This is a genomic window from Vibrio sp. Y51_MX_L26 (assembly GCF_024181935.1).
Lineage (GTDB): Bacteria > Pseudomonadota > Gammaproteobacteria > Enterobacterales > Vibrionaceae > Vibrio > Vibrio diabolicus.
Genome location: NZ_JAMZAS010000001.1, coordinates 263,236 through 287,003, shown reverse-complemented (window position 1 = coordinate 287,003; position 23,768 = coordinate 263,236). Strand labels below are relative to the sequence as shown.

General features: G+C 45.2%; 16 protein-coding genes. 7 read left to right on the top strand and 9 right to left on the bottom strand.

What is annotated here, in order from left to right; genetic code table 11:
* A complete protein-coding gene (locus tag NL645_RS01240) occupies positions 1-2,292 on the top strand; it encodes an EAL domain-containing protein (RefSeq protein WP_253651009.1) in 2,292 nt (763 codons plus the stop codon).
* 25 nt (positions 2,293-2,317) lie between these two features.
* On the opposite strand, the gene NL645_RS01235 is transcribed toward NL645_RS01240, so the two are convergent.
* Positions 2,318-3,610 carry a glycoside hydrolase family 18 protein gene (locus NL645_RS01235; protein WP_253651008.1) on the bottom strand — a complete coding sequence of 431 codons (1,293 nt, stop codon included), beginning with the start codon at positions 3,608-3,610 and terminating at the stop codon, positions 2,318-2,320.
* 131 nt (positions 3,611-3,741) lie between these two features.
* Positions 3,742-4,743, bottom strand: a complete 1,002-nt coding sequence (locus NL645_RS01230) for a sugar-binding transcriptional regulator (RefSeq protein WP_005396112.1) — start codon at positions 4,741-4,743, stop codon at positions 3,742-3,744.
* Positions 4,744-5,209: 466 nt separating this feature from the next.
* Between NL645_RS01230 and tal the strand changes: the two genes are divergently transcribed.
* Both tal and tkt read left to right on the top strand, forming a co-directional pair.
* Entirely contained in the window at positions 5,210-6,160 is a 951-nt protein-coding gene (gene tal, locus NL645_RS01225) for a transaldolase (RefSeq protein ID WP_253651007.1), read from the top strand.
* 123 nt (positions 6,161-6,283) lie between these two features.
* Positions 6,284-8,275, top strand: coding sequence for a transketolase (tkt, locus tag NL645_RS01220; protein ID WP_145472775.1), 1,992 nt, complete (start codon positions 6,284-6,286; stop codon positions 8,273-8,275).
* A 141-nt stretch (positions 8,276-8,416) separates the two neighbouring features.
* On the opposite strand, the gene NL645_RS01215 is transcribed toward tkt, so the two are convergent.
* From NL645_RS01215 to aroG, 3 genes are all read right to left on the bottom strand, one after another.
* Positions 8,417-9,979, bottom strand: a complete 1,563-nt coding sequence (locus NL645_RS01215) for a PAS domain-containing methyl-accepting chemotaxis protein (RefSeq protein ID WP_253651006.1) — start codon at positions 9,977-9,979, stop codon at positions 8,417-8,419.
* A gap of 211 nt (positions 9,980-10,190) precedes the next feature.
* Positions 10,191-11,363 carry an MFS transporter gene (locus tag NL645_RS01210; protein WP_047008131.1) on the bottom strand — a complete coding sequence of 391 codons (1,173 nt, stop codon included), beginning with the start codon at positions 11,361-11,363 and terminating at the stop codon, positions 10,191-10,193.
* Positions 11,364-11,505: 142 nt separating this feature from the next.
* The gene (aroG, locus tag NL645_RS01205; RefSeq protein WP_012842357.1) at positions 11,506-12,558 is read right to left on the bottom strand and encodes a 3-deoxy-7-phosphoheptulonate synthase AroG; all 1,053 of its coding nucleotides are present in this window, start codon (positions 12,556-12,558) and stop codon (positions 11,506-11,508) included.
* A 461-nt stretch (positions 12,559-13,019) separates the two neighbouring features.
* Here aroG and NL645_RS01200 point away from each other — a divergent pair, with 461 nt between their 5' ends.
* Positions 13,020-14,012 (top strand): OmpA family protein, encoded by a 993-nt coding sequence (locus NL645_RS01200; protein WP_005396135.1) that lies wholly within the window; start codon positions 13,020-13,022, stop codon positions 14,010-14,012.
* Positions 14,013-14,099: 87 nt separating this feature from the next.
* Here the strand turns inward: NL645_RS01200 and NL645_RS01195 are convergent, their stop codons facing one another.
* Entirely contained in the window at positions 14,100-14,702 is a 603-nt protein-coding gene (locus NL645_RS01195) for a beta-phosphoglucomutase family hydrolase (RefSeq protein WP_253651005.1), read from the bottom strand.
* A 76-nt stretch (positions 14,703-14,778) separates the two neighbouring features.
* On the opposite strand from NL645_RS01195, the gene arfB reads away from it, so the two are divergent.
* Both arfB and NL645_RS01185 read left to right on the top strand, forming a co-directional pair.
* Positions 14,779-15,192 (top strand): alternative ribosome rescue aminoacyl-tRNA hydrolase ArfB, encoded by a 414-nt coding sequence (arfB, locus tag NL645_RS01190; RefSeq protein WP_005396137.1) that lies wholly within the window; start codon positions 14,779-14,781, stop codon positions 15,190-15,192.
* A 101-nt stretch (positions 15,193-15,293) separates the two neighbouring features.
* Positions 15,294-17,063 (top strand): methyl-accepting chemotaxis protein, encoded by a 1,770-nt coding sequence (locus NL645_RS01185; protein WP_253651004.1) that lies wholly within the window; start codon positions 15,294-15,296, stop codon positions 17,061-17,063.
* A 91-nt stretch (positions 17,064-17,154) separates the two neighbouring features.
* Here the strand turns inward: NL645_RS01185 and vmeZ are convergent, their stop codons facing one another.
* Positions 17,155-20,307 carry a multidrug efflux RND transporter permease subunit VmeZ gene (vmeZ, locus tag NL645_RS01180; protein ID WP_046875892.1) on the bottom strand — a complete coding sequence of 1,051 codons (3,153 nt, stop codon included), beginning with the start codon at positions 20,305-20,307 and terminating at the stop codon, positions 17,155-17,157.
* A 9-nt stretch (positions 20,308-20,316) separates the two neighbouring features.
* Positions 20,317-21,444 carry a multidrug efflux RND transporter periplasmic adaptor subunit VmeY gene (gene vmeY, locus NL645_RS01175; protein ID WP_005396140.1) on the bottom strand — a complete coding sequence of 376 codons (1,128 nt, stop codon included), beginning with the start codon at positions 21,442-21,444 and terminating at the stop codon, positions 20,317-20,319.
* Positions 21,445-21,861: 417 nt separating this feature from the next.
* Between vmeY and NL645_RS01170 the strand changes: the two genes are divergently transcribed.
* The gene (locus tag NL645_RS01170; protein WP_005373515.1) at positions 21,862-22,326 is read left to right on the top strand and encodes a dCMP deaminase family protein; all 465 of its coding nucleotides are present in this window, start codon (positions 21,862-21,864) and stop codon (positions 22,324-22,326) included.
* Positions 22,327-22,405: 79 nt separating this feature from the next.
* Here NL645_RS01170 and pepT read toward each other — a convergent pair whose 3' ends face one another.
* A complete protein-coding gene (gene pepT / locus NL645_RS01165; protein WP_253651003.1) occupies positions 22,406-23,644 on the bottom strand; it encodes a peptidase T in 1,239 nt (412 codons plus the stop codon).
* Positions 23,645-23,768: the final 124 nt, after the last annotated feature.

Below are 23,768 nucleotides of genomic sequence, written 5' to 3'. Positions count from 1 at the left end.
ATGGTCAGGTTAAAGAAGAACATTTGGACACTATACATGGCGCTACTTACGATAAGTGCCGTGCTGTTCGTGTTGTTTGGCCGCTACCATTATGAGTCAACCCTGAATAAGTACAAAGATAAGCAGCTCCTACAATTGGAGCTGTTTGCCTCTTCTGTCGAATCACTTCTGAAAGGACAAGAATCGTTACTTGAAGTCATTGGTCATCAGTTGGTCGAGAGAAATGACTTTACTCGTACAGCAGCAGTTCAAACTCGCCCGATGCTGGACAAACTGCTCAGTATCCATCCGGCGATTATTGGATTCGGCCTAACCAACCCCGATGGAGACTACATCGCCGTAAGCTCCAACTTGATCTTGGCAAAGCTGCATAATCTAAAACAAGATCCATTGACTCGTGATACCTTTTTGGCAGCGCTCAACTCCGACCGAATGATTATAGGTCGAACGTATTTTATGCCAGCTCAAGATTCACTTGTGATTCCGATCCGAAAAGCAATTCCAAATAAAGATGGTGTTGTACAAGCAGTGATGACGGCTGGCTTTAATATGAATTCATCTTCGGTTTTTCGTAACAATATCCATGCCAATGAGCACAACCGGGTCACATTGATCCGCAGTGATGGCTACCTTACTTTTAGCTCGTCAGAAGATACAACCCTAGAAGATTACCTAAAACCTGCCAATGATTTAGATATAAAAGCCGTTATGGCTCAAATCACAAAAGATTCAGGCTGGGATATGGCGCAACTAAAAGAGCTCACACGAGCGCTCAATATTGTTGTCGACAATTCTCGCCTGAGTGAGTTAATCACATTGAGATACCTTCCTGATTATCATCTTTGGGCCTCTTCCTCGACAGATTTGAATTTTATTAAGCGCGGATTTTACGAACAGTTTGCACTGTACTCGATTGTTTTTCTTATCGTCCAAGGTGCTTTTTACGCTTTATTTCGCTCCATTGCGAACAATGAACATAAAACAAAACTGCGTTTGCTCTATCAAGCGAACCACGATCATCTCACTGGATTACCAAACCGAGAGTACCTACGCGCAAACATTCGACACTGGCTTTCTGGGAAAGGGAATCCTTTTTCTTTGATGTTTATCGATATTGATAATTTCAAATCAGTCAACGACACACATGGTCATGACTTTGGCGACGAAGTTCTAAAACAAATATCTATCCGCTTAAACACCTTTGTTAACGATGGCCGATTAATCATCCGTGAAGCCAGTGACGAGTTTATTTTTCTAACAAATCGAATTGATGAAGTAAGCGTTAAAAGACTAGCGAGCGACTTAATAAAGGTGCTATCAGAACCCTACGAAGTCAATGACAGTCAGTTTCTGCTCAGTTGCAGTATTGGTATTGCCTGCTATCCACACCATGGTGAAACATTAGATGAACTGCTCCTGTCAGCCGATATTGCGATGTATCAAGCGAAAAAACAACGCAACGTATACAGCCTGTTCAATCAGCAGATGCAAGCTACACACCTGCGTAAAATGAAAATTGAGCAACGCCTGAGGCTCGCGATAGATAAGCAAGCGCTTCATATGGTTTATCAACCTCAGTTAAACCTAGAAGGCGATATTTATGGTGTCGAAGCGCTTATTCGTTGGAGTGATGATGAGCTCGGCTTAGTCCCACCAAGTGAATTTATTCCCGTCGCAGAAAGCACTGGGTTGATGGTTCGTATTGGTGAACAAATCATTGAAAATAGCCTGACAGATATGGCTAAACTGACTGGTAATATTGATACATCTATCCAGATGTCTATTAACATCTCGGTCAAACAGTTTGTTCACGCCAAATTCATTACTAATCTTATGAATGCTATTGAGAAACGCGGCATCGAATGTTCAAAGATTACCCTAGAGATCACCGAAAACCTGTTTATTGAAGATCTTGAAAAGTTCGCACCAATTTGCGAGCGCTTGCATGCTCTTGGCTTTAAAATCTCGCTCGATGATTTCGGGACTGGCTACTCTTCATTAAGCATGTTGCGTACGCTACCTATTGACGAGGTGAAGATTGACAAGAGCTTTGTCGATCACATTGAGCATGACAAAAAAGCACTGAACATGGTTAAGAATATCATTTCTATCGGCAAAAACTTTGAAATGAAAGTACTGGCTGAAGGAGTAGAAACGCTGCAACAACTGAATGAGTTAAAAGCTTGCGGTTGTGATTTGATTCAGGGCTACTTCTACTCTAAACCTTTATCGCTTGAAGACTTGATCGCTTTTACGAAGCAGAACCAAAGCAAAGAAACCGTAGTTGAATAACTACGATCGCTTTGCTTAGAAGGTTTTATTTATTCATTTCTTGGTACATCACCTCCACCAACTCGCCTTTCGGGTCGCCTGATAATTCCCAGGTAAAAATGCCACCTAAGTTCGCCTGTTTAGCCCAATTTGCTTTGGCTTTGATCGAGCGTTGATCTTCGTAAGAGATAAAGACTTTCTTTACAGGATGCCACAAGTAAGGCGCTTGAGATTGCTCATCATACTTGTACTCGTAGCCCTGCTCCGCTCCATAGTTCTTCACCAAATCCCAAAACATGAAATAGCCGTTCTCACCCGTACCAAACTGCGCTCCTTGCTCGGATACAAGATCTTGCGTTGGTAAGCCACCCGAGAAGTCTTTGGTGCCTTGCCAGCCACGCCCGTAAAACGCAGCGCCAATCACCAGTTTCTCACTTGGAATACCGAGCTCGATCATCTGGTTGATGAACACGTCTGCGCCCATGCCCCACCAGCTTCGCTCAGTCGCATGCAAGTTGGTAGTATGCCCGGTTTGCTGCCCCCAACCACCAAGGAAGTCATACGTCATTGCAAACATGTTAGTTAGGTACGGCTCCGCGGCTTTCCAATCGATACCTGCAGCTTTTGGACCAACGCCAACAGCAGTAGAGAGCTCGTATTCACGTTTGGTTTGATTTGTGAGTTCATCTAACTCTGCACGCATGGTTTTTACCAAATAGGTAAAGGCCTCACGCTCAGATGCTTTTTGTTCATCAGAAAGCTTGGTGTCAGGGTTCCAAGGCGACGTTGTTAAACCGCCACCACCTGGGTATTCCCAATCCAGATCAATACCATCAAAGAAATCATATTGAGCAATCAACTTAACGGCAGTTTTTGAAAATTGCTCCATCGCTTGTTTGCTTTTCGCCATAGCATGGAACGGTTCGGACATTGTCCAACCACCAAAAGAAGGGAGAATTTTAAGATCAGGATGTTGTTTCTTCATTTCAGCAAGTTGAGCGAAGTGGCCTTTGTATGGCACGTTAACGGAGACATCACCAAAGTCCTTTTCTAATGCTGCTTCGGTATCGACAATGATCGCCGTATACGGATCTTTTCCTTCACATTGTTCGGCAACCAGTTTTTGTACCGTTTCAGAAGCACCAGCATGAGGACCACACATACTAAGAAACGCGTAAATCACATGCGTCAGCTTATCTGCGGGAATATCGTTCACCGTGTATGGGTTTTCTGCGTTAGAGTACTGCCAATCCGCAAAGTAACCCGCTACGACTTTTTGCTCGGCGTGCGCCGCACCAGTCAGTCCCATAATCAGTGCAGCAAGAAGTGTCTTTTTCATTATGTTCTCCAGAGTAAATGTACAAATTTAAAGCTACTCCTAGAGAATATTTTTAACTTGAAAACGAAATCAGGCTGCGAGTCATTTATAACTCCTCGCAGCCTGATTACATAAGTTGCATATTATTTGTGCTAACTCTCAGATGCCGCGTTGCCGTGCATTTGCTCATCTAAGTTGAGTACCGTTAATGCGTTGCTAACGCTCGTGGCGATCACGTCTATCGCTCCAGTTCTTAATGCTCCGAGTAGAGCGAGTGGCTTGCTGTTCTCTGCTGCGATCGCAATGACTTCCGAGATCGGCCGAAACTCTTCAATACCAAGTCCAATTACTCGGTCACTCATTACCGTGTTCGCTACATTACCGTGAATATCAAAGAAGTCATAACCAGCAAAATCCCCTACCACACCTTGTTGAAGTCTCGACTGAACCACTTCATCAGGCGTAAACCAACCTAAGTCGACCATGTAACTGTTTTCACTCATGTCACCAATACCAACCAAAGCGACATCGGCTTTACGTGCTAGGTCGAGCGTTTGTTTCACGGTTGCATTTTGCATGAAAGCCAACTTCTGTTCTCTGTTCTCTGCATAAGCCGGCGCATAGAGAGTTTCGGACGTTCCACCGTACTTTTTCGCTAACTGACGACAAATGTGGTCGGCGTTATACATACCACCACGTGGGTGAATACCGCCGATACCACACACAAATTTACAGTCGCGCGGGGTGATCACCCCAATATGATGAGCAACAGAAGATACGTTACGCCCTTGTCCAACGGTCACCACCATGCCGTTTTTAAGCGTGCTGGTGAGATAATTGGACACCAATCCCGACACCTGTAGTCGCTGTGCCTCTTCATTTGGCTGATCAAGAGCGACAAGCGCACGCTTAACGCCGAATCGCTCGATCAAACGTTGCTCAATCTTGGCGCTAAACACCGGGTGGTATTTAACGGTGATTTCAACGATGCCTTCATCACGCGCCTGCTTGAGCATTCGCCCGACCTTTGCGCGTGATATGGCAAATTTTCTCGATATCTCTTCCTGAGTCGCACCGTCTTGATAATACGCGACGGAAATCTCTGTCAACAAATCCGTGTTTTCAATGGAAATATCTTGATTAGAACTGCTCATGGTTTCTCTCGCCCTTTAAGAGGATCGATATTGTATGCAATAAGTGAGCATATGCTCATTGACTTAGCATATGTTCTTTATCAATTTAAACGCTACATTTGCTCATCGCAATAACATTTTCTCACTACAGTTTTTTACCCTCACGTACAACGCTCAACCTTTGAACAATAAGGGCAAACGTTTATTTGGGTTAACCACTAAACACACAGTAAAAAAACGTTGATGAAGTTCACTATAAGTCGATTTCAGCGATTGACTTTCAGCATAGATAGGATAAATATGGACACATCATTTACTCAGCTATCGATCAAATGTTCATTGCATTTGTTCGGTAACGAAATTTTCCGTAGTTGGCTGAGCAGATGTCTCATTAAATGCGATGAGACGATTAGCTAACTCGCTTGCAAATGCACAAGCTGTGATAACAAAAATCACGCTTAAGCCCATTTAAATAGGATGATCGATTATGAGCAACAAGTTAGAGCAACTTCGTAAACTAACGACTGTAGTAGCAGACACTGGCGAAATTGATGCAATCAAAAAGTATCAACCAGAAGACGCAACAACTAACCCTTCTCTTATCCTGAAAGCCGCTCAAATCGCAGAGTACGCACCTCTAATCGATGCTTCAATCGAATATGCTAAAGCACAGAGCAACGACAAAGCTCAACAAGTTCAAGACACTTGTGACATGCTTGCAGTAAACATCGGTAAAGAAATCCTAAAAACTATTCCAGGTCGTATCTCTACAGAAGTTGACGCACGCCTATCTTACGATATGGAAGGCAGCGTAGCGAAAGCACGTCAACTAGTAAAAATGTACAACGATGCAGGCATCACTAACGACCGCATCCTTATCAAACTAGCGTCTACTTGGGAAGGTATCCGCGCAGCAGAAATCCTAGAGAAAGAAGGCATCAACTGTAACCTAACGCTTCTATTCTCATTCGCTCAAGCGCGTGCTTGTGCAGAAGCTGGCGTATTCCTAATCTCTCCATTCGTTGGCCGTATTATGGACTGGTACAAAGCGAAAGAAGGCCGTGACTTCGAAGCTTCAGAAGATCCAGGCGTACTGTCTGTAACTAAGATCTACAACTACTACAAAGAGTACGGCTACAAAACTGTTGTAATGGGCGCAAGCTTCCGTAACATCGGTGAGATCCTAGAACTGGCTGGCTGTGACCGTCTAACTATCGCTCCTGCTCTACTTGCTGAGCTAGAAGCTGCAGAAGGTGAAGTGGTTGAGAAGCTAGTTGATTCTAAAGGCGCAGCTGAGCGTCCTGCACCAATGACTCATTCTGAGTTCCTATGGGAACACAACCAAGACCCAATGGCGGTTGAGAAACTGGCTGAAGGCATCCGCAACTTCGCCGTTGACCAAGGTAAACTAGAAGCGATGATCAAAGCTAAGCTTTAATTGCTTACCAAAAGCGAGTAGCCCGTCTACTCGCTTTTACCATCAGCGCTTATTCAAGATTTTCTATTTGAACTTGTTTCGACGAGTTCCCTCTATTTAAACCCTTATCGAGAAGTAATCACTATGGATCGTAAATATCTAGCAAATGCAATTCGTGCGCTAAGCATGGATGGTGTTCAACAAGCTAACTCTGGTCACCCAGGTGCACCTATGGGCATGGCTGATATCGCTGAAGTTCTTTGGCGCTCTCACCTAAACCACAACCCATCAAACCCAGAGTGGGCCGACCGCGACCGCTTCGTACTGTCTAACGGCCACGGCTCAATGCTAATTTACTCTCTACTGCACTTGAGCGGTTACGAGCTATCTATCGATGATCTGAAAAACTTCCGTCAGCTTCACTCTAAGACTCCAGGTCACCCAGAGTACGGCTACGCGCCTGGTATCGAGACAACAACGGGTCCTCTAGGTCAAGGCATCACGAATGCGGTTGGTATGGCTCTAGCTGAGAAAGCGCTAGCAGCACAGTTCAACAAAGAAGGCCACGACATCGTTGACCACTTCACTTACGTGTTCATGGGCGACGGCTGTCTAATGGAAGGTATCTCGCACGAGGCATGTTCTCTAGCAGGTACGCTAGGCCTAGGCAAACTGATCGCATTCTGGGATGACAACGGCATCTCTATCGATGGTCACGTTGAAGGTTGGTTCTCTGACGACACGCCTAAGCGTTTTGAAGCGTACGGCTGGCACGTAATCCCAGCAGTAGACGGTCACGATTCTGAAGCGATCAACGCTGCAATCGAAGCGGCGAAAGCGGATCCACGTCCTACACTTATCTGTACTAAGACAATCATCGGTTTTGGTTCACCAAACAAATCTGGTTCACACGATTGTCACGGTGCGCCACTAGGTGCAGAAGAAATCGCAGCAACACGCAAAGAACTAGGTTGGGAGCACGGTCCTTTTGAAATTCCGCAAGAAGTCTACGCAGAATGGTCAGCGAAAGAAACAGGCGCAGCTAAGGAAGCAGCGTGGAACGAGAAATTTGCAGCTTATGAAGCAGCGTACCCTGAGCTGGCAGCTGAATTTAAACGCCGCGTAAACGGTGAGCTTCCTGCACAATGGGAAGAGAAAGCAAGCCAAATCATTGCCGATCTTCAAGCAAACCCAGCAAACATTGCATCACGTAAAGCATCTCAAAACGCTCTAGAGGCATTTGGTGCTCTACTACCTGAGTTCATGGGCGGCTCTGCTGACCTAGCGCCTTCTAACCTAACCATGTGGTCTGGTTCTAAGTCTCTAGAAGCAAGTGACTTCTCTGGTAACTACATCCACTACGGTGTACGTGAATTCGGTATGACGGCTATCATGAACGGTATTGCGCTACACGGTGGTTTCGTTCCTTACGGCGCGACATTCCTAATGTTCATGGAGTACGCTCGTAACGCTATGCGTATGGCGGCTCTGATGAAGATTCAGAACATCCAAGTATACACGCACGATTCTATCGGTCTTGGCGAAGATGGCCCAACTCACCAACCAGTTGAGCAAATGGCATCGCTACGTCTAACGCCAAACATGAGCACATGGCGTCCATGTGACCAAGTTGAATCAGCAGTGGCTTGGAAACTAGCGATTGAACGTAAAGATGCACCAACTGCGCTTATCTTCTCTCGTCAAAACCTAGCGCAACAAGAGCGTGATGCAGAGCAGCTAGCAAACATCGCAAAAGGTGGTTACATCCTGAAAGATTGCGAAGGCAAACCAGAGCTAATCCTTATCGCAACAGGTTCAGAAGTTGAGCTAGCAGTAGAAGCAGCAGCACAGCTAACTGCTGAAGGTAAGAAAGTACGCGTTGTTTCAATGCCATCAACAGATGCATTCGACAAACAAGACGCCGCTTACCGTGAAGCCGTTCTACCATCAGACGTAACAGCTCGTATCGCTATCGAAGCAGGTATTGCTGACTTCTGGTACAAGTACGTAGGCTTCGACGGTCGCATCATCGGTATGACTTCATTCGGTGAATCTGCACCTGCTGGTGAACTATTCAAAATGTTCGGTTTCACTACTGAAAACGTAGTAAATACAGCAAAAGAACTACTAGCGTAATTGCAGTAAAAAGATAATCAGTTTTCTCTATTGCGAATGTGAAAACTGAAAAGCCCCGCCAGCAATGGCGGGGCTTTCTTTTATCTGGCCCCTATTTGTGTAAACACAGCCAGAAAGTGAACACAACGACTATCGTTACGGCTATTTGTCTTCAAATCGAAGCGCGAGCTGATAGAAATCTTGTACTTGCTCTTTCAACTGACGGCTGTTTTGCTCTACGGAGTGCGTTGCTGCCAAGTTTTGCTCTGCCGTAGAAGCAATAGAGTGAATATGCTGATTTACATCGCTGGATAGCTTCAGCTGGTTATTCGCCGCTTCCGCCACATCGACCATCAACCCACTCATGCTTTGCATCATCTGTTCAACCTCAGACAAGCGAAGCGCGCTTTGTTCTGCAACCTGAGAACAGGTATCCGTTTGCTCTTTGTTTGCCAGAATGTCTTTTTGCCAACTTTGTATCGTCGCCAACATAGCAGAGATAGACGCTTGGATTTGTTCAGTTGCATTGGATGTGCGACCAGAGAGCGCGCGCACCTCATCGGCAACAACAGCAAAACCACGACCTTGCTCACCCGCCCTCGCCGCTTCAATTGCCGCGTTAAGTGCCAGTAAATTGGTTTGTTCTGCGATCCCACCAATCTCTTCCATCAAATGATTCACTTTCTGCGCCTGATCACTCAGCTGATACGTCGTTTCCGTCGCTTTTTCAGCTTGAAGGCTCAACTGCGTTAGATTGGTGTGCGTTTGATCGATGGTTTCCTTCGCCATCAAGCATGACTTCAATGTGTCATCAATTAGCATATGGGCATCATTGGTGCTAGAAGAGACTGAATTCGCCGAAGACTCCACCTCTTGAGTCGCATCACGTACGCGATGAATATCGGTGTTTTGCTGATTTAATGCAGCCGAAACTTCTGCTGTGGTTTGACTGAGTTCTTCGGCGCAATGCTGCAACGGCAGTGCGGAGTCTGTCATTCTTCCCAACACGGTTCGAATTCTTGCGGACAGCATTTTGATATGGAAATCGGCAATCGAAAATGCCGTATTACCGGAATAGATCAAGCGACTCACGCTGTCGTATTGCTTTTGTAACTTTTTCAGTTGTTGAGGCGTATCAATTAATTCTTGGCGGAATAACAACGCTAGAACACTCGCAGGTAGTGCACTTGCAAGCCAAGCTAATGGACCTTCAATAGACAATGCATATGCGGCTGCAGGTGCGGTCAATGCGCCAAGTAGAATCGCATAGCGAATGGTTTCATTGATTTTCAACGACCAAGTACGACCTGATTTCTCGGCGGCGCGCATACTCTTGTAGGCTTTCGTGGCTATATCAACCCACTCTCGCTTTGGCTTCACGCGCACAGATTGATAACCAACAACGTGGTTATTTTCATAAATAGGGGTGACATAGGCATCAACCCAATAGTAACCGCCCGACTTAGTGGCATTCTTAACCATGCCGCGCCAGGCTTTGCCTTGCTTAAGACGTGCCCACATATCGCCGAAAGCGGCTTTAGGCATGTCATTGTGGCGAACGATATTGTGGTTCTGACCGACGAGTTCTTCGTGAGTGTACTCAGCAACACGGCAAAAGGCTTCGTTACAATACGTAATAACACCTTGTAGGTTCGTTGTTGAGACGAGTTCCTCAGACTCCCTCACGAGAGTTTCTTGAGCTTTATGAGAAATATTGACTGACATAGACGAAACTTCTGTAGTTTTTATTGATTTTCGGCAAGATATATACAGGATTTTTATTTTTATTACAAAAAGTTAGACAAAAAGTCTTATCAATTCGACATTTTTAGTGTGGGAATTCACATTATCAATAAAAATATAAAGAAGAAGTTGTGGAGTTGAGCTAATAAACAAAACCCGACACGTTATGCCGGGCTATGTATAGAAGATCTAATCAAGCAGTTTGGGATTCCGTTTCTTTGTTCGTTTTCAAAGCAAACATCACGATGACGAGTAACACAAAAGGAAGAACGTACAAATTAAGGTTTTGCCAACCTACGGTGGATTCAAGCCAGCCAGATAGTAATGCAGTGATAGTGACACAACTGAACACGAAGAATTCATTAAACGCTTGAGCCTTGCTCCTGTTTTTCGCTTCATAGCTTTGACTAAATAACCCAGTTGCCGCGATAAACATAAAGTTCCAACCAACGCCTAACAGAACTAAAGCAAGACTAAAGTGCCAAATGGACACTCCGTGTATGTTAATTCCAATACAAGCAACAAATAGCAATCCACCGGCTAAAATCATATTCTTCGCGCCAAACCGCTCTATCAAGCGTCCCGTGACAAACGCCGGTGCAAACATGCCCAGCACATGCCATTCGATCACTCCTGCCGCTTTGTCAAAATCAAAGCCACAACCAATCATCGCCAGAGGCGTTGCTGTCATTAAAATGTTCATTACCGCATACGCAACCATTGCGGCGATAACCGCTAGCATGAAATTAGGTCGACGGATAATGTCCCCCACTTTATCCGCTTTAGTATGTAGAACTTGCGTGTGTGCTGGTGGAAAACGAATCGTTTGCAGCACGATCAACGCAGTTATATAAAGTCCAATAAGCACGGCAAAAGCACTAATGTACAAACCATCATTTGACCATTGCTGCGAATACACCGCCAAATTAGGGCCAAGTATCGCCGCTAGTACCCCTCCCGCCATAGATATCGAAATCGCCCTGTGTCTTGCCGACTCTTCACACACTTCAATAGCAGCAAATCTGTATAGCGTACCGAAGCCAATACCAACACCGAGCAAAAAGGTAGAAACACAGAATAGATAGAAGTTCTGTTGACTTAACGCATACGTCGCTAGGCTGGCACCCAAAATGCCAATAACATTACCGAGACTAAACCCAAGTCGACGTCCCAACTTGCCCATAATTAGTGATGCTGGGATCGTCGCAGCCATCAGTCCTAAAAATTGCAGCGCAACGGGCAACGTAATAAAACTTGATGACGGCGCAAGTGTTTTGCCAATAAGGGCAATAACAGATATGAGTAAAATATTCCCTGTCATTAATAGGGCTTGGCAAAGGGATAATAGCCATACATTACGATTCAATTCCAAATTCCTTTTGGTTACAGCGCATACAGATAACATATAGGAAAGCAGAAACAATAGAAAGAGATGCGAGTAATTCTCAATAAAAAAGAGCCAGAAGCACAATGCCTCTGGCTCTTTAAAAAAGTTCTTTCTGTTGAGCTTATTTGTTACGGCGCGCTTTTACTGCATCTGAAAGCTGACGAAGTACGGTTTCCGTATCTTCCCAACCGATACATGCATCGGTAATCGACTGACCATAAGTGGCCGCTTTGCCATCTACTAGGTCTTGGCGACCTTCAACTAAATGAGACTCAATCATCACACCAAAAATTGCTTCTTCGCCACCAGCGATTTGCTCTGATACGTCATCAGATACCAACATTTGACGTTTGAACTGCTTCGAGCTGTTAGCGTGGCTAAAATCAATCATCACTTTTTTCGGTAGCCCTGCGCCGTCTAACTCGTTTTTAATTTGAGCAACATGCGCTGCACTGTAGTTTGGCTCTTTACCACCACGGAGAATGATATGGCAATCAGGATTGCCAGCGGTTTCTACGATCGCAGAATGACCGTATTTTGTTACTGATAAGAAGTGGTGAGAAGCACTTGCAGAACGAATCGCATCGCTCGCGATCTTAATGTTCCCGTCTGTACCATTTTTAAACCCAACAGGACAAGAAAGACCAGAAGCAAGCTCACGGTGAACCTGAGATTCTGTCGTACGAGCACCGATAGCACCCCAACTGATCAGATCCGCCACGTACTGAGGCGTAATCATATCTAGGAATTCACTCGCGGTTGGCAAGCCCATATCGGTAAGATCAAGAAGAAGCTTACGTCCAATACGCAGACCATCATTCAGCTTGTAGGTATCATTCAGGTAAGGATCGTTGATCAGACCTTTCCATCCTACCGTTGTACGCGGTTTCTCAAAATAAACTCGCATCACAACTTCTAGTTGTTCACCAAGTTCATCACGTAATACTTTTAGCTTTTTACCATATTCAACCGCAGCAGCAGGATCGTGAATGGAACACGGGCCAACAATTACAAGTAATCGGTCATCTTTTCCTTCAAGAATATTGTGAATGGCATTACGGCAATCAAAAGTGGTCGAAGAAGCGGTTTCAGTCGCTGGGAACTTCTCTAATACTGCTACAGGTGGCAATAACTCTTTTACTCTATTTATTCTTACATCATCAGTTTGAAACATTACTTCTACTTCCTGGTTTTTATTTCCGACCCAATTTTTTGCCAACTGAACTCATTGCAACATTGTTCACAAAGCGAGCAGCATCAAGGGCTCTGGTCATTTTCTGTCTAGCGTTTAAGTAACTTATCGGCTTAGGCGTAGACTTGCAATCAGTTTTTGCAAATAAATGCAAATAAAAACCACCTGTTAACTACCGCGCACAATGTAAAATAAACTTTACGAAAAAAAGTTCAAAATAATCATCAATTTTCTTATGACCCCAAAAATCTTTACTACAATGTAAGAAATATCAGAAGTTTGTGAGGTGTTATTGGTTATTAAATGTTGATCAAGTTCAAAGATATTGTTGCTTGATATGAAATGATTAGAATATTAAACTAATTTCTTATAAACGCTGGTTTTTTCTAATTTTTTGATAAAACGAAGTAGAAGTTAATATGCAATCAATACAAGGAAACATTATGAACAAAGTAGCAATTGCAGTAGCAGCAGTGGTAGCTGGTAGTAGCGCGCTTTTAAACTCTGCTCAGGCTGAAATGTATATCGGGGGCAAAGTAGGCATGACTACACTTGACGATGCTTGCTATCTAAATAGCCCTTGTGATGATGAAGCTTTTGGTGCTGGACTACATATCGGTTATGACTTCACCGATATCATCGGGCTAGAGTATGGTGTCGACTTCTTAGGCGATTACAAAGCTAACTTTAAGTCAGGGGCTAATACAGTTAATACGATCGACGGCAATTTAACGGCTTTAACTCTCGCACCTAAATTTAACTGGCACTTGAACGAATCTTGGAACTTATTCGCTAAGATCGGTGGTGCTTACATGATGTCTGATGACGAAAAAGATTTCGTTCCAACTGGCTCGCTAGGTGCTGAATACACTATCGACAGAAACTGGAGCGTACGCGCAGAATATCAACGCTATCAAGACCTGTCTGATGACGTATGGGACGACATGGACGCTAACTTCTTCGGTATCGGCTTTAACTACAAATTTGCGGCTGCGCCAGTGGTTGCGGCAGTTGTAACAGAGGAAGTGGTTGAGCCAGATCCAGAACCAGTGATGATGAGCAAAGTGCACAAAGAAGAGTACGGTACAGGTACGTTTGAATTCGACAGTGCTAAGCTAACAGACTCTGTTTCGGAGCGTCTAGACAACTTCGTATCATTCTTGAACGAATACCCTCAAGCTCAAGTAGAGATCACTGGCTACACGGATAGCTCTGGTCCTGCGACTTACAACCAAAAACTGTCTGAGCGTCGTGCTCAATCTGTTGCGGATTACCTAACTGCTGCAGGCATTGACTCAGATCGTTTAACTGTGAAAGGCATGGGTGAAGAAAACCCAGTTGCTGACAACAGCACTCGTGAAGGTCGTGAGAAAAACCGTCGCGTAGAGGTTGTGGTTCCTTCGTTTGAATACCAAGAGCTAGTTCAACCTGAATAAACATCTATGATACTTTATCTATGATGTTGTAACAGTTAATGGGGTGCGTTTGCACCCCATTTTGATCTCGCTTTATCGCTCTTTTTACTATGGTTTTGGAAAAAAGATTAACTCGTTATCTTGCACCATAACGCAATCCATACCCGCTGCATGCGCCGCTCGTTTACCTAGCTCGGTATCCTCGAATACAAGACATTGTGACGCTTCCAACCCAAGATGCTCGGCCGCCACCAAAAAGGTATCCGGAAAAGGCTTATGGCTCTCTACATCACTTGCTGTTACCACAACATCCAACTTGTCCAATAAACCGGAGTGGCTCAATAGGCGCATGGCACTTTCTCGTTGACTGCCAGTTCCGACCGCTATTTTCTTGTGGCCTAAATATTCTTCTAACACGATATTAGTGCACGGAATAACGTCCCCGTGCAGCTCCATAGCAGCGAACGTTTCCATTTTAAATGTAGCGACGGTTTTAGGATCTAATGAAAGCTCATGCACACGGTTTAGCTCCTCAACAATTTTAAAGCTCGGCATGCCCCCTAAACTGTGAAACCACTCCTGACAAAACGGAAAATCAAAGCGATCTGCGGTTGCTTGCCAAGCAGCCAAATGGGCTGGCATGGTATCTATTAAAGTACCATCCATATCAAATATGAATCCCTCATAGGGCCTAAAATCAATCGTGCTCATGTCTTTTCTTCTATTTGTACATCTGTGATGTTAATTTATCAGCTCTTTCAATCGTCCTTACCGGCATTTACTTATCATGCTCAAAATTTCGAACTCCGTCACAATTCAAGAGTGGGAAATTCAATTATCCCCAATTAGAGCTCAAGGAAATGGTGGCCAGAACGTTAACAAGGTAGCGTCCGCTATACATTTACGCTTTGATATCCGACATTCCAGCTTACCTGACTTCTACAAAGAACGATTACTTGCTCTTTCTGACAGTCGTATAACTAAAGATGGCGTGATCATCATCAAAGCGCAACAATTTCGCACGCAAGAACAAAATAAGGAAGACGCCCTGAATCGGCTTCAAGCTTTAATTAAAGCTGCCGCCTTACAGGAGAAGAAGCGTATTAAAACGAAACCAACCCGCGCTTCTCAACGCCGAAGACTTGATACCAAGAACAAGCATGGAGCGAAAAAGCAGCAACGTAAGAAAGTGCTGTATTAATGCATGTCGTTTTCTCGACATGTTAGTTGAACAACGTTTGCTAGCCCTTGGGAAATCTCATTGGATTTCTCTTTTTAGTTACTTATTCAGGAAACAACAATATGACTATTAGGCAAAAACTCTACTTCCTCGGAGTTATCGCCATTTTAGGCATCGTGGCCCTTTTGGGTACGTCATCCCATTTCGCCAATAAGAGCAATGAACTTAACCACGCCATCAAACTCGTTGGCGATCTAGAAATACGTTTACTCAACTTACGCAGAAACGAGAAAGATTTCTTACTGCGTAGTAATGACAAATACTTAAACAAATTTGATGCGAATGTTGATAAGTTTCTAAATACCGAAAAAGAGCTTGCGAGCATACTCACGAGCAATGAATTACCTTCCAGTCAACGATTCAAACAAGACCTTCTTGCATACCAAAAGGGCTTTCAGAATCTGGTCAGTGCTTACCAACGCTACGGACTTGATGCAAAGAGTGGCCTTCTTTCTGGTTACGAGCAAGCACTGTTAGAAGCCAAGCAACGCTCCGACCACCAGCAATTGCTGGCGTTGGTTCGTTTTGACTCTGCGGTCAAATCAGGTCAATTCAATAGTGATTTGCTTGTTGGGCTATATGCTCCGGAGATCATCAAAACAGGTAAGCTAGTAGCGGCACAAAAACAAGTTGTAGGGGTCGCTTACGACCAAGGCCTACTTGGTGAAACTCGCGCATTATCTCATGCTGTAGAAGAGCAATTTGAAACCTTTTCGACAGCCCTTAGCTCTGCTGCTGCAAAGCGTGATGAACAAATGTCGACTATCAAGCAAGTCATTACCGCTCTGATCTTAGGTGTTATTTTCGCATTGATTTGGCAGATCTCTCGCTCAATCAATACACGAGTAAACAGCTTGCTTGGCACCATTCGAAGCATTAGCGAAACAAACAACATGGGACTGCGCTCTGACTTGAAAGGCAAAGATGAGCTATTTGATATCAGCCACCACCTCAATGATCTGTTGGATAAGCTTGAGCAGTTAATTAGTGGCACCCAAGAAAAATCGGCGCAGTTAACAGCCAGTACCGATAATATGCATCGTGAGCTAGAAGGGGTTATGGAGCAGTTCCATACTCAAACGGACCACACTGCATCGATGGCTACTGCGGTTCAGCAAATGGTGGCAACGATAGGCGAAATATCGGAAAGCACGTCGGTTGCGGTAGAGGGTGTACATCAAGCCGCGAATAATGCCGAACAAGGCCGAAGTGTTGTTGAAACCACCGTAACCAACATTGGTCAATTGACCAGTATTTTATCGAACAGTCAGCAGTCGATTGGCTCGTTGAACCAGCATGTAGATAAAATTGGTGGTGCCGTGAACATCATCCAAGAAATTGCGGAACAAACTAACTTACTGGCTCTCAATGCAGCAATTGAAGCCGCGCGAGCAGGCGAGCAAGGTCGTGGCTTCGCCGTTGTTGCCGATGAAGTACGTGCCCTAGCTAGCCGAACTCATCAATCTACCGAGGAAATCACGCGAGTTGTTGTTGATATTCAAGCTCAAATGTCGACGGTCGTGGCGGATATTGATCAATGTAACGATCAAGGACAACAAACGCTTAATGCCTCTGAAAAACTTGATTCTAGCCTGCAGCAGATCATCACTGACATGCATGCAATTCAAGGCAATTCGGAGCGCATTGCTTCTGCGATTGAAGAGCAAGGTATCGTGATGAACCAAGTTAGTGGCTCAATCACCGAGCTTAACGCGATATCTGAAAACAACATGCAATCCGCTCAGGAATGCTTGCACGAGGTGAACTCTGTTTCTGCTCAAGCTCATGATATGGACGAAGCCGTTGCACAATTTAAAACCGCGCTAAAATAACCTTCCCTACAAATAAAAAGCCCGAGGCAATCATTGCTTCGGGCTTTTTTTCGACTTTAACTTCGTGCTCTACTGTGCACAGCGGGTGTGATTACTCATCATCAAGAGGAACCAGCTTGGTGTTGCCGCCATGAACTTTCTCACGCTGTCTTTGCACCAGAGCGTAGAAGCCTGGGATCAAGAATGTACCTGCTAGAAGCACACACAATAGACCACCAATCAGCGACACGCCGAGCGAGTTTTGGCTCACGTGCCCTGCACCTGCGGCGAAGATCAGCGGGAAGATACCCAGGATAAACGACCAAGATGTCATATTCACAGCGCGGAAACGTAACGTGCCTCCTTTAACCGCTGCACTATCGATATCAGCATCTTTTTCTTCACGTTCTTGCTTGGCGAACTCCACAATCAAAATTGCGTTTTTCGCCGCCAAGGCTATGAGCAAGACAAGGCCAATTTGCGCATACAAGTTAAGCGGTGTCCCAGTCAGATTCAACGCCAAGAAGGAGCCTAACGTTGCTACTGGCACCACCAAAATGATGGCTAATGGAATACTCCAGCTCTCATATTGTGCCACCATGAACAAGTAAATGAAGATCAAAGCCAGTGCAAACGCATAAATGGCTTGGTTACCCGCAAGTACTTCCTGATAAGCCATACCTGTCCATTCGTACGTGTAGCCCTGCGGAAGAACCTCTGCTGCAACGCGTTCCATTGCGGCAATCGCATCACCACTAGAGTAGCCCGGAGCTGGTTGGCCTTGAATGATAGCACTGCGGTACATGTTGTAACGCCATGCCACATCAGGCTCAAACACTTGCTCGTAGCTCACTAGCGTACTTAGCGGAACCATATCACCGTTCGAAGAACGAACATGGAAACGCTCTAGATCTTCCATGCTGCTACGGTGCTGGCTATCAGCTTGCATGGTCACGCGGAAGTTCTTACCAAACATGGTGAAGTCATTCACATAAAGCGAACCTAAGTTGCCTTGCAAGGTTTGGAAAATAGACGACAGTGAAATACCCAACTGCTGTGCTTTCTCACGGTCGATATCAACGTAGTAGTGCGGGACATTCGCGCGGAACGTACTAAACGTGTAGGCAATTTCAGGGGCTTGGTTGGCCGCTTGGATCATTTCTCCCATGACCATCGACAAATCGGTACGGCTTCGCCCTAGCGTATCTTCAAGCACAAACTCAAAACCAGACGCAGCGCCCATACCAGGAACCGCCGGAGGTCCCATCGCAAACACAACCGCTTGAGGCAACTCTGTTGCAGCACGACCGTTAATACGCGCCGCGATGGCATTGGCAGAGTGCTCCCCTTGCAACGAGTTACGAGTATCCCAGTCATGCAGTTTGATAAACACAGATGCACCGTTTGATGCTGCTGCGCCTGTCATAAACGAGTAACCGTTCGCAACCGTCACGCCATCCACACCAGGCTCTTCACCAATCATGTTCATTAAATCATTGGTGACTTCTTCAGTACGAGATAAAGATGCTGAATCTGGTAGCTGAACGTTAACCAGCAAAATGCCTTTATCTTCTTGAGGAACAAACGCTGTTGAGGTAGTTTTCGCAAAGAAAGTGACCGCCGCGATAGCGACTATAAAGAACGTCACGAGCAGCAAAGATTTCTTCACCAAGAAACCAGCGACCTGACCATAACGCGTTGTGATACGCTCTAAGCCTCGGTTGAAAGCCTGGAACCAGTTAGCCGTGTTGCCCCCACCCTGCTTCAATACCAAAGAACAAAGTGCTGGAGACAGCGTCAATGCGTTAATGGATGAGATCACAACCGAAATACAGATGGTCAAAGCGAACTGGCGATACATGATTCCAGTGATACCCGGCAGCATCGCGACTGGTATGAATACCGCAAGTAGAACCAAGGTCGACGTGATGATTGGGCCCGTTACTTCTTTCATCGCTAGCAATGTCGCTTTACGCGGTGAAATGGTTGGGTCTTTCGCCATGGTGGTATCGACGTTTTCGATAACCAGAATCGCATCGTCCACCACGATACCAATCGCGAGGATCAAGCCAAACAAAGTGACCGTATTGATGGTGAAGCCCGTCGCCTGCATGATGGCAAACGTACCAATCAGAGAAACGGGGATCGCAACAACAGGAATCAACGTTGCGCGCGCGCTACCCAAAAACAAGTAAGTTACAGCAATCACCAATAGAATCGCTTCAATCAGTGTTTTGACTACCCCTTTGATCGATTCAGATACAAACACGGTTGTATCGTAGCTGGTCTCATACGCCATGCCCTCAGGGAAGTTTTTACTCAAGTCCTCAAGCAGCTCCATGACGGCCTGACCACTTTCTAACGCGTTCGCATCTGATTGAAGAGACAATGCAACAATTGACGCGTCCTGACCACGGAATTTACCGTTACCATCGTAGAACTTTTTGCCTAGTTCAACGCGAGCAACATCTTTCAGATAAACCGTGGAACCATTGGGATTAGCTCGAAGGACAACGTTCTCAAACTCGCTCACGCTTTCCAAGCGACCTTTGGTCACAAGGTTAAACTGAACTTCTTGCGGATTGTTGTATGGTGCTGCACCAACACGCCCTGCCGCAACTTGAACGTTTTGTTCAGCCAAAGCGGCGTATACGTCTGACGTGGTTAGCTTAAGGTTGGCCATTTTTTCCGGATCTAACCAAACACGCATTGCGTATTCGCCACCACCAATCACGTTAACTTCACTGATGCCTTTCGCACGAGCGAGCTGATCTTTTACATTCAAGTTAATGTAGTTAATCAAGAACTGATCGTCGTATTTGCCATCAGGCGAATAGAAGTTAAGGACCATCAGCAAGTCAGGTGAGCGTTTTTTCACCGTCACACCAACCATGCGCACTTCTTGAGGCAGTTTTGACTCGATCTGTGACACACGGTTTTGCACGTTTACTTGCGCCATGTCTGGATCGGTCCCGACATCGAACGTGACATTTAGGCTGTATGAGCCATCGTTCGCGCTCTTTGAAGACATGTAGATCATGTCCTCAACACCATTGACCGACGTCTCTATGGGGTCCGCAATGGCCTGCTCGACAACTTCCGCACTCGCGCCAGTGTAGTAAGCCGAAACGCTGACTGATGGCGGACTTATCTGTGGGTACTCCGCCACTGGCAAAATCGCCAGTGAGATCGCGCCTGCTAGCGTTAATATGATCGAAATAACCAGCGCGAATTTAGGTCTCTGAATAAAGAAACGACTTAACATAGTGCCCCCCTACTGCTTATCTTCAGCAGGTGTTTGAATACGCACTTCTACACCATTACGCACACGCTGTAGGCCCTGTGTAATAACCGTATCTTCCTGTTCGAGGCCTTCTCGAATGATAATGCCTTGTTCAACCTGAGGTCCAAGCTCGACGTTACGACGCTCTGCCACACTTCCCTCAGCCATCACCATCACAAAGTCACCTTCTAAGTCAGTCTGTACGGCACGTCGTGGGATAACAATAACGTCTTTCGTGTTCTTATCTCTCAAGTTCACTTTGATGTGCTGACCCGGAAGTAACTTCTGCTCTGGGTTTGGCACTAGCGCACGCATTGCAATCGTACCAGTTTTGGTATCAATACGATTACCTAAGAAATCGAGCTTACCGAGATGCTCAAAAAACTGGCCATTTTCCAGCTCAAGCTGAACTTCAACTCTGTTTGATTCTGCTGAGCCGTCGCCTTTGACTTGATCCATACCCATGGCTAACCGCTCGCGCTCACTCACACTAAATGAAGTATGCACTGGGTCTAAGCTCACCAATGTCGTCAGCACGCCAGATGAAGGGGAAACAAGATCACCGGTACTCACTTTGGTATCGCTAATACGACCGCTGAACGGAGCTCGGATTTGAGTATAAGAAAGGTTAACTTCAGCAAGCTTAAGCTGAGCGTTTGCTGCTTCTAGCTCGGCTTTCGCACCAAGAAGTGCCGCAGTTAAGGCGTCAAACTCAGATTGGGAGATACTACCGCGAGGCAACAAGTTTTTACCTCGGGTGTGGTCTAGTTCCGCTTTTTTTAGCGCGGCTTTTGCTTGTGCAAGTGCCGCTTTAGCGCTCGCGACTTGTGCTTCAAAAGAAGATGGCTCGATAGAATAAAGAAGCTGCCCTTTTTCTACCATTTGCCCCTCTTCAAAGTGACGAGCTTTTAAATAGCCAGAAATCTGCGCGGTAATATTGGTATCTTCTACTGCTTCAATGCGACCGATATAAGACTTGCTCGGTTGGTAGTCGATAACCGTGACATCCTGAGTCACTACGAGAGGCGCCTGGCCTTCCCTTTGGGCATTATTAGCTTCCCCGCATCCAGCGAGGATTGCTGTAGCCGCCATTAGTGCGACAAGTGGTTTCTTTTGCATGTATTTACCGTCTTTATAGAACAGGATATTGTTGAATTCCCATCAACCTTACTCCTTGCTGCCACTGAAAACTTCACTCAAAAGCCCCCAAAATGTTTCTAAATGTAAACATGAGAAACAAAAAGAAAATAAAGTAATTTAGTTAACAGTGATATTTAATGAACAATATACAAGCAGCTCAATCATAACTATTTGATATACACTCTCAGGCATCGTGCATTTAGAGGCGCTAGGAAACACTAAGTGAGATATCGTATAAAGACGGAAAGTGAGATTCGGTGCTCAAGATAAGAACGTTTTATGGTTAAAAAGACAAAAAATGACGCCTTCATACTCAAGACCCCGATTTTGACTATTTTTTTAATATAAATGGGTTATCATTCAATTAATTCAACGCCTTCGACAGAGAGGATGACTATGATTTCTAAATGGGCAAAACGCTTTTACCAGATGGCAGAACTAGTGGCGTCATGGAGTAAGGACCCATCAACACAAGTCGGTGCAGTTATCACTAAACAGAATCGCATTGTATCTGTTGGATTTAATGGCTACCCGCACGGTGTTTCTGATAGTGTCGACACTGATGAGCGCGAGTTGAAATATCTAAAAACACTGCATGCAGAAGAGAACGCAATTTTGTTCTCAAAACGTGATTTAGACGGATGTGATATTTGGGTGACGCATTTTCCATGTCCCAACTGCGCGGCAAAGATCATTCAAACAGGGATCTCACACGTGCACTGCCCTGAGCAATCTGAAGACTTTCTATCTCGCTGGGGAGATAAAATCCAAGTCAGCCAAGACATGTTCGATCAAGCGGGTGTGAAAGTCGACTGGCTACCACTAGAAGACATTGAAATTGAAGACAAAGACGTACGTTAATGTTTCGTTTTTGAATTTAAAAATAGCCCAGATGACTCTGGGCTATTTTCCCCCATTCAATCGACAAGAACCGCTCGACCTAGTCTGTTAACCGTGTTTTTTTCGCGGTGAGTTCAGCAATTTTGACGATGACAAGCACTGACTTCTCCATCATTTCAACCGAAATAAACTCATGAATCCCATGGAAGTTAAAACCACCAGTGAAGATATTCGGGCACGGCAACCCCATAAAAGATAAACGAGCGCCATCTGTACCACCACGAATAGGTTTTATAATCGGCTCCACATCACACGCTTCCATCGCTTGCTTCGCTAGCTCAATGATATGCGGGTAAGGCTCAACCATTTCTCTCATATTGTAATAGCTGTCTGTTATTTTCAGTTCTACAGAACCATGGCGTAAGCCCGCGTTCATGTCATCAACGAGTTTCTGCATAAAGGCTTTACGCTCTTCAAGCCCCTGACGATCAAAGTCTCGGATAATGTAACCAAGCTCGCTTCGCGCCACGCCCATTTCTGCCGATTTTAAATGGAAGAACCCTTCGTAGCCTTCGGTTGTTTCCGGAGTTTGATCTTGGGGCATTTGAACTTGAAATTTCGCAGCCAAGTTCATCGCATTGACCATTTTGCCTTTTGCGGTACCTGGATGAACGCTAACACCATGAAAAATCACATCGGCGTTTGCCGCATTAAAGTTTTCGTATTCCAGTTCACCTTGCGGGCCACCATCAATAGTGTATGCCCATTTCGCGCCAAACTTTTCAACATCAAATAAATCTGCGCCTCGGCCAATCTCTTCATCTGGTGTGAAGCCGATACAAATGTCGCCGTGTGGAATGTCTGGATTTTCTAGTAACAGCGCGACCGCAGAGAGAATCTCAGCAATACCAGCTTTGTTATCCGCGCCAAGTAATGTAGTGCCATCGGTGGTGATAAGATTGTGGCCATGTAGATGATGTAAATCTGGGTATTGCACCGGAGATAACACTTCATCCCCCAACCCTAGCGCGATATCGCCGCCTTGGTAATCTTCAATAAATTGCGGTTTTACGTTTTTTCCTGAGGCGTCAGGCGCGGTATCCATATGGGCAATAAAGCCGATAGGCGGCACCTCATAATCAACGTTAGCTGGCAGTCTAGCCATCAAGTAGCCATTTTTATCTAATGTCACATCACTTAAGCCAAGTTCGATCATCTCTTTCTTAAGCAACTCAGCAAACACAAGCTGACCAGGCGAGCTTGGGCAAAGCGTAACATGTGGATTTGATTGGGTATCGAACGTGACGTAGCGAAGAAATCTTTCAACTAAATGTTTCATATTTATTCTCATTGTTTTTATACGACGAGGCTTTATCAACCATCAGTAAGCTGACCTTACCTCATCAAACCTCAAGCTATGTTACGCTCTTAGCTCAATAAGAATTTGCTTTGAATCATTTTTT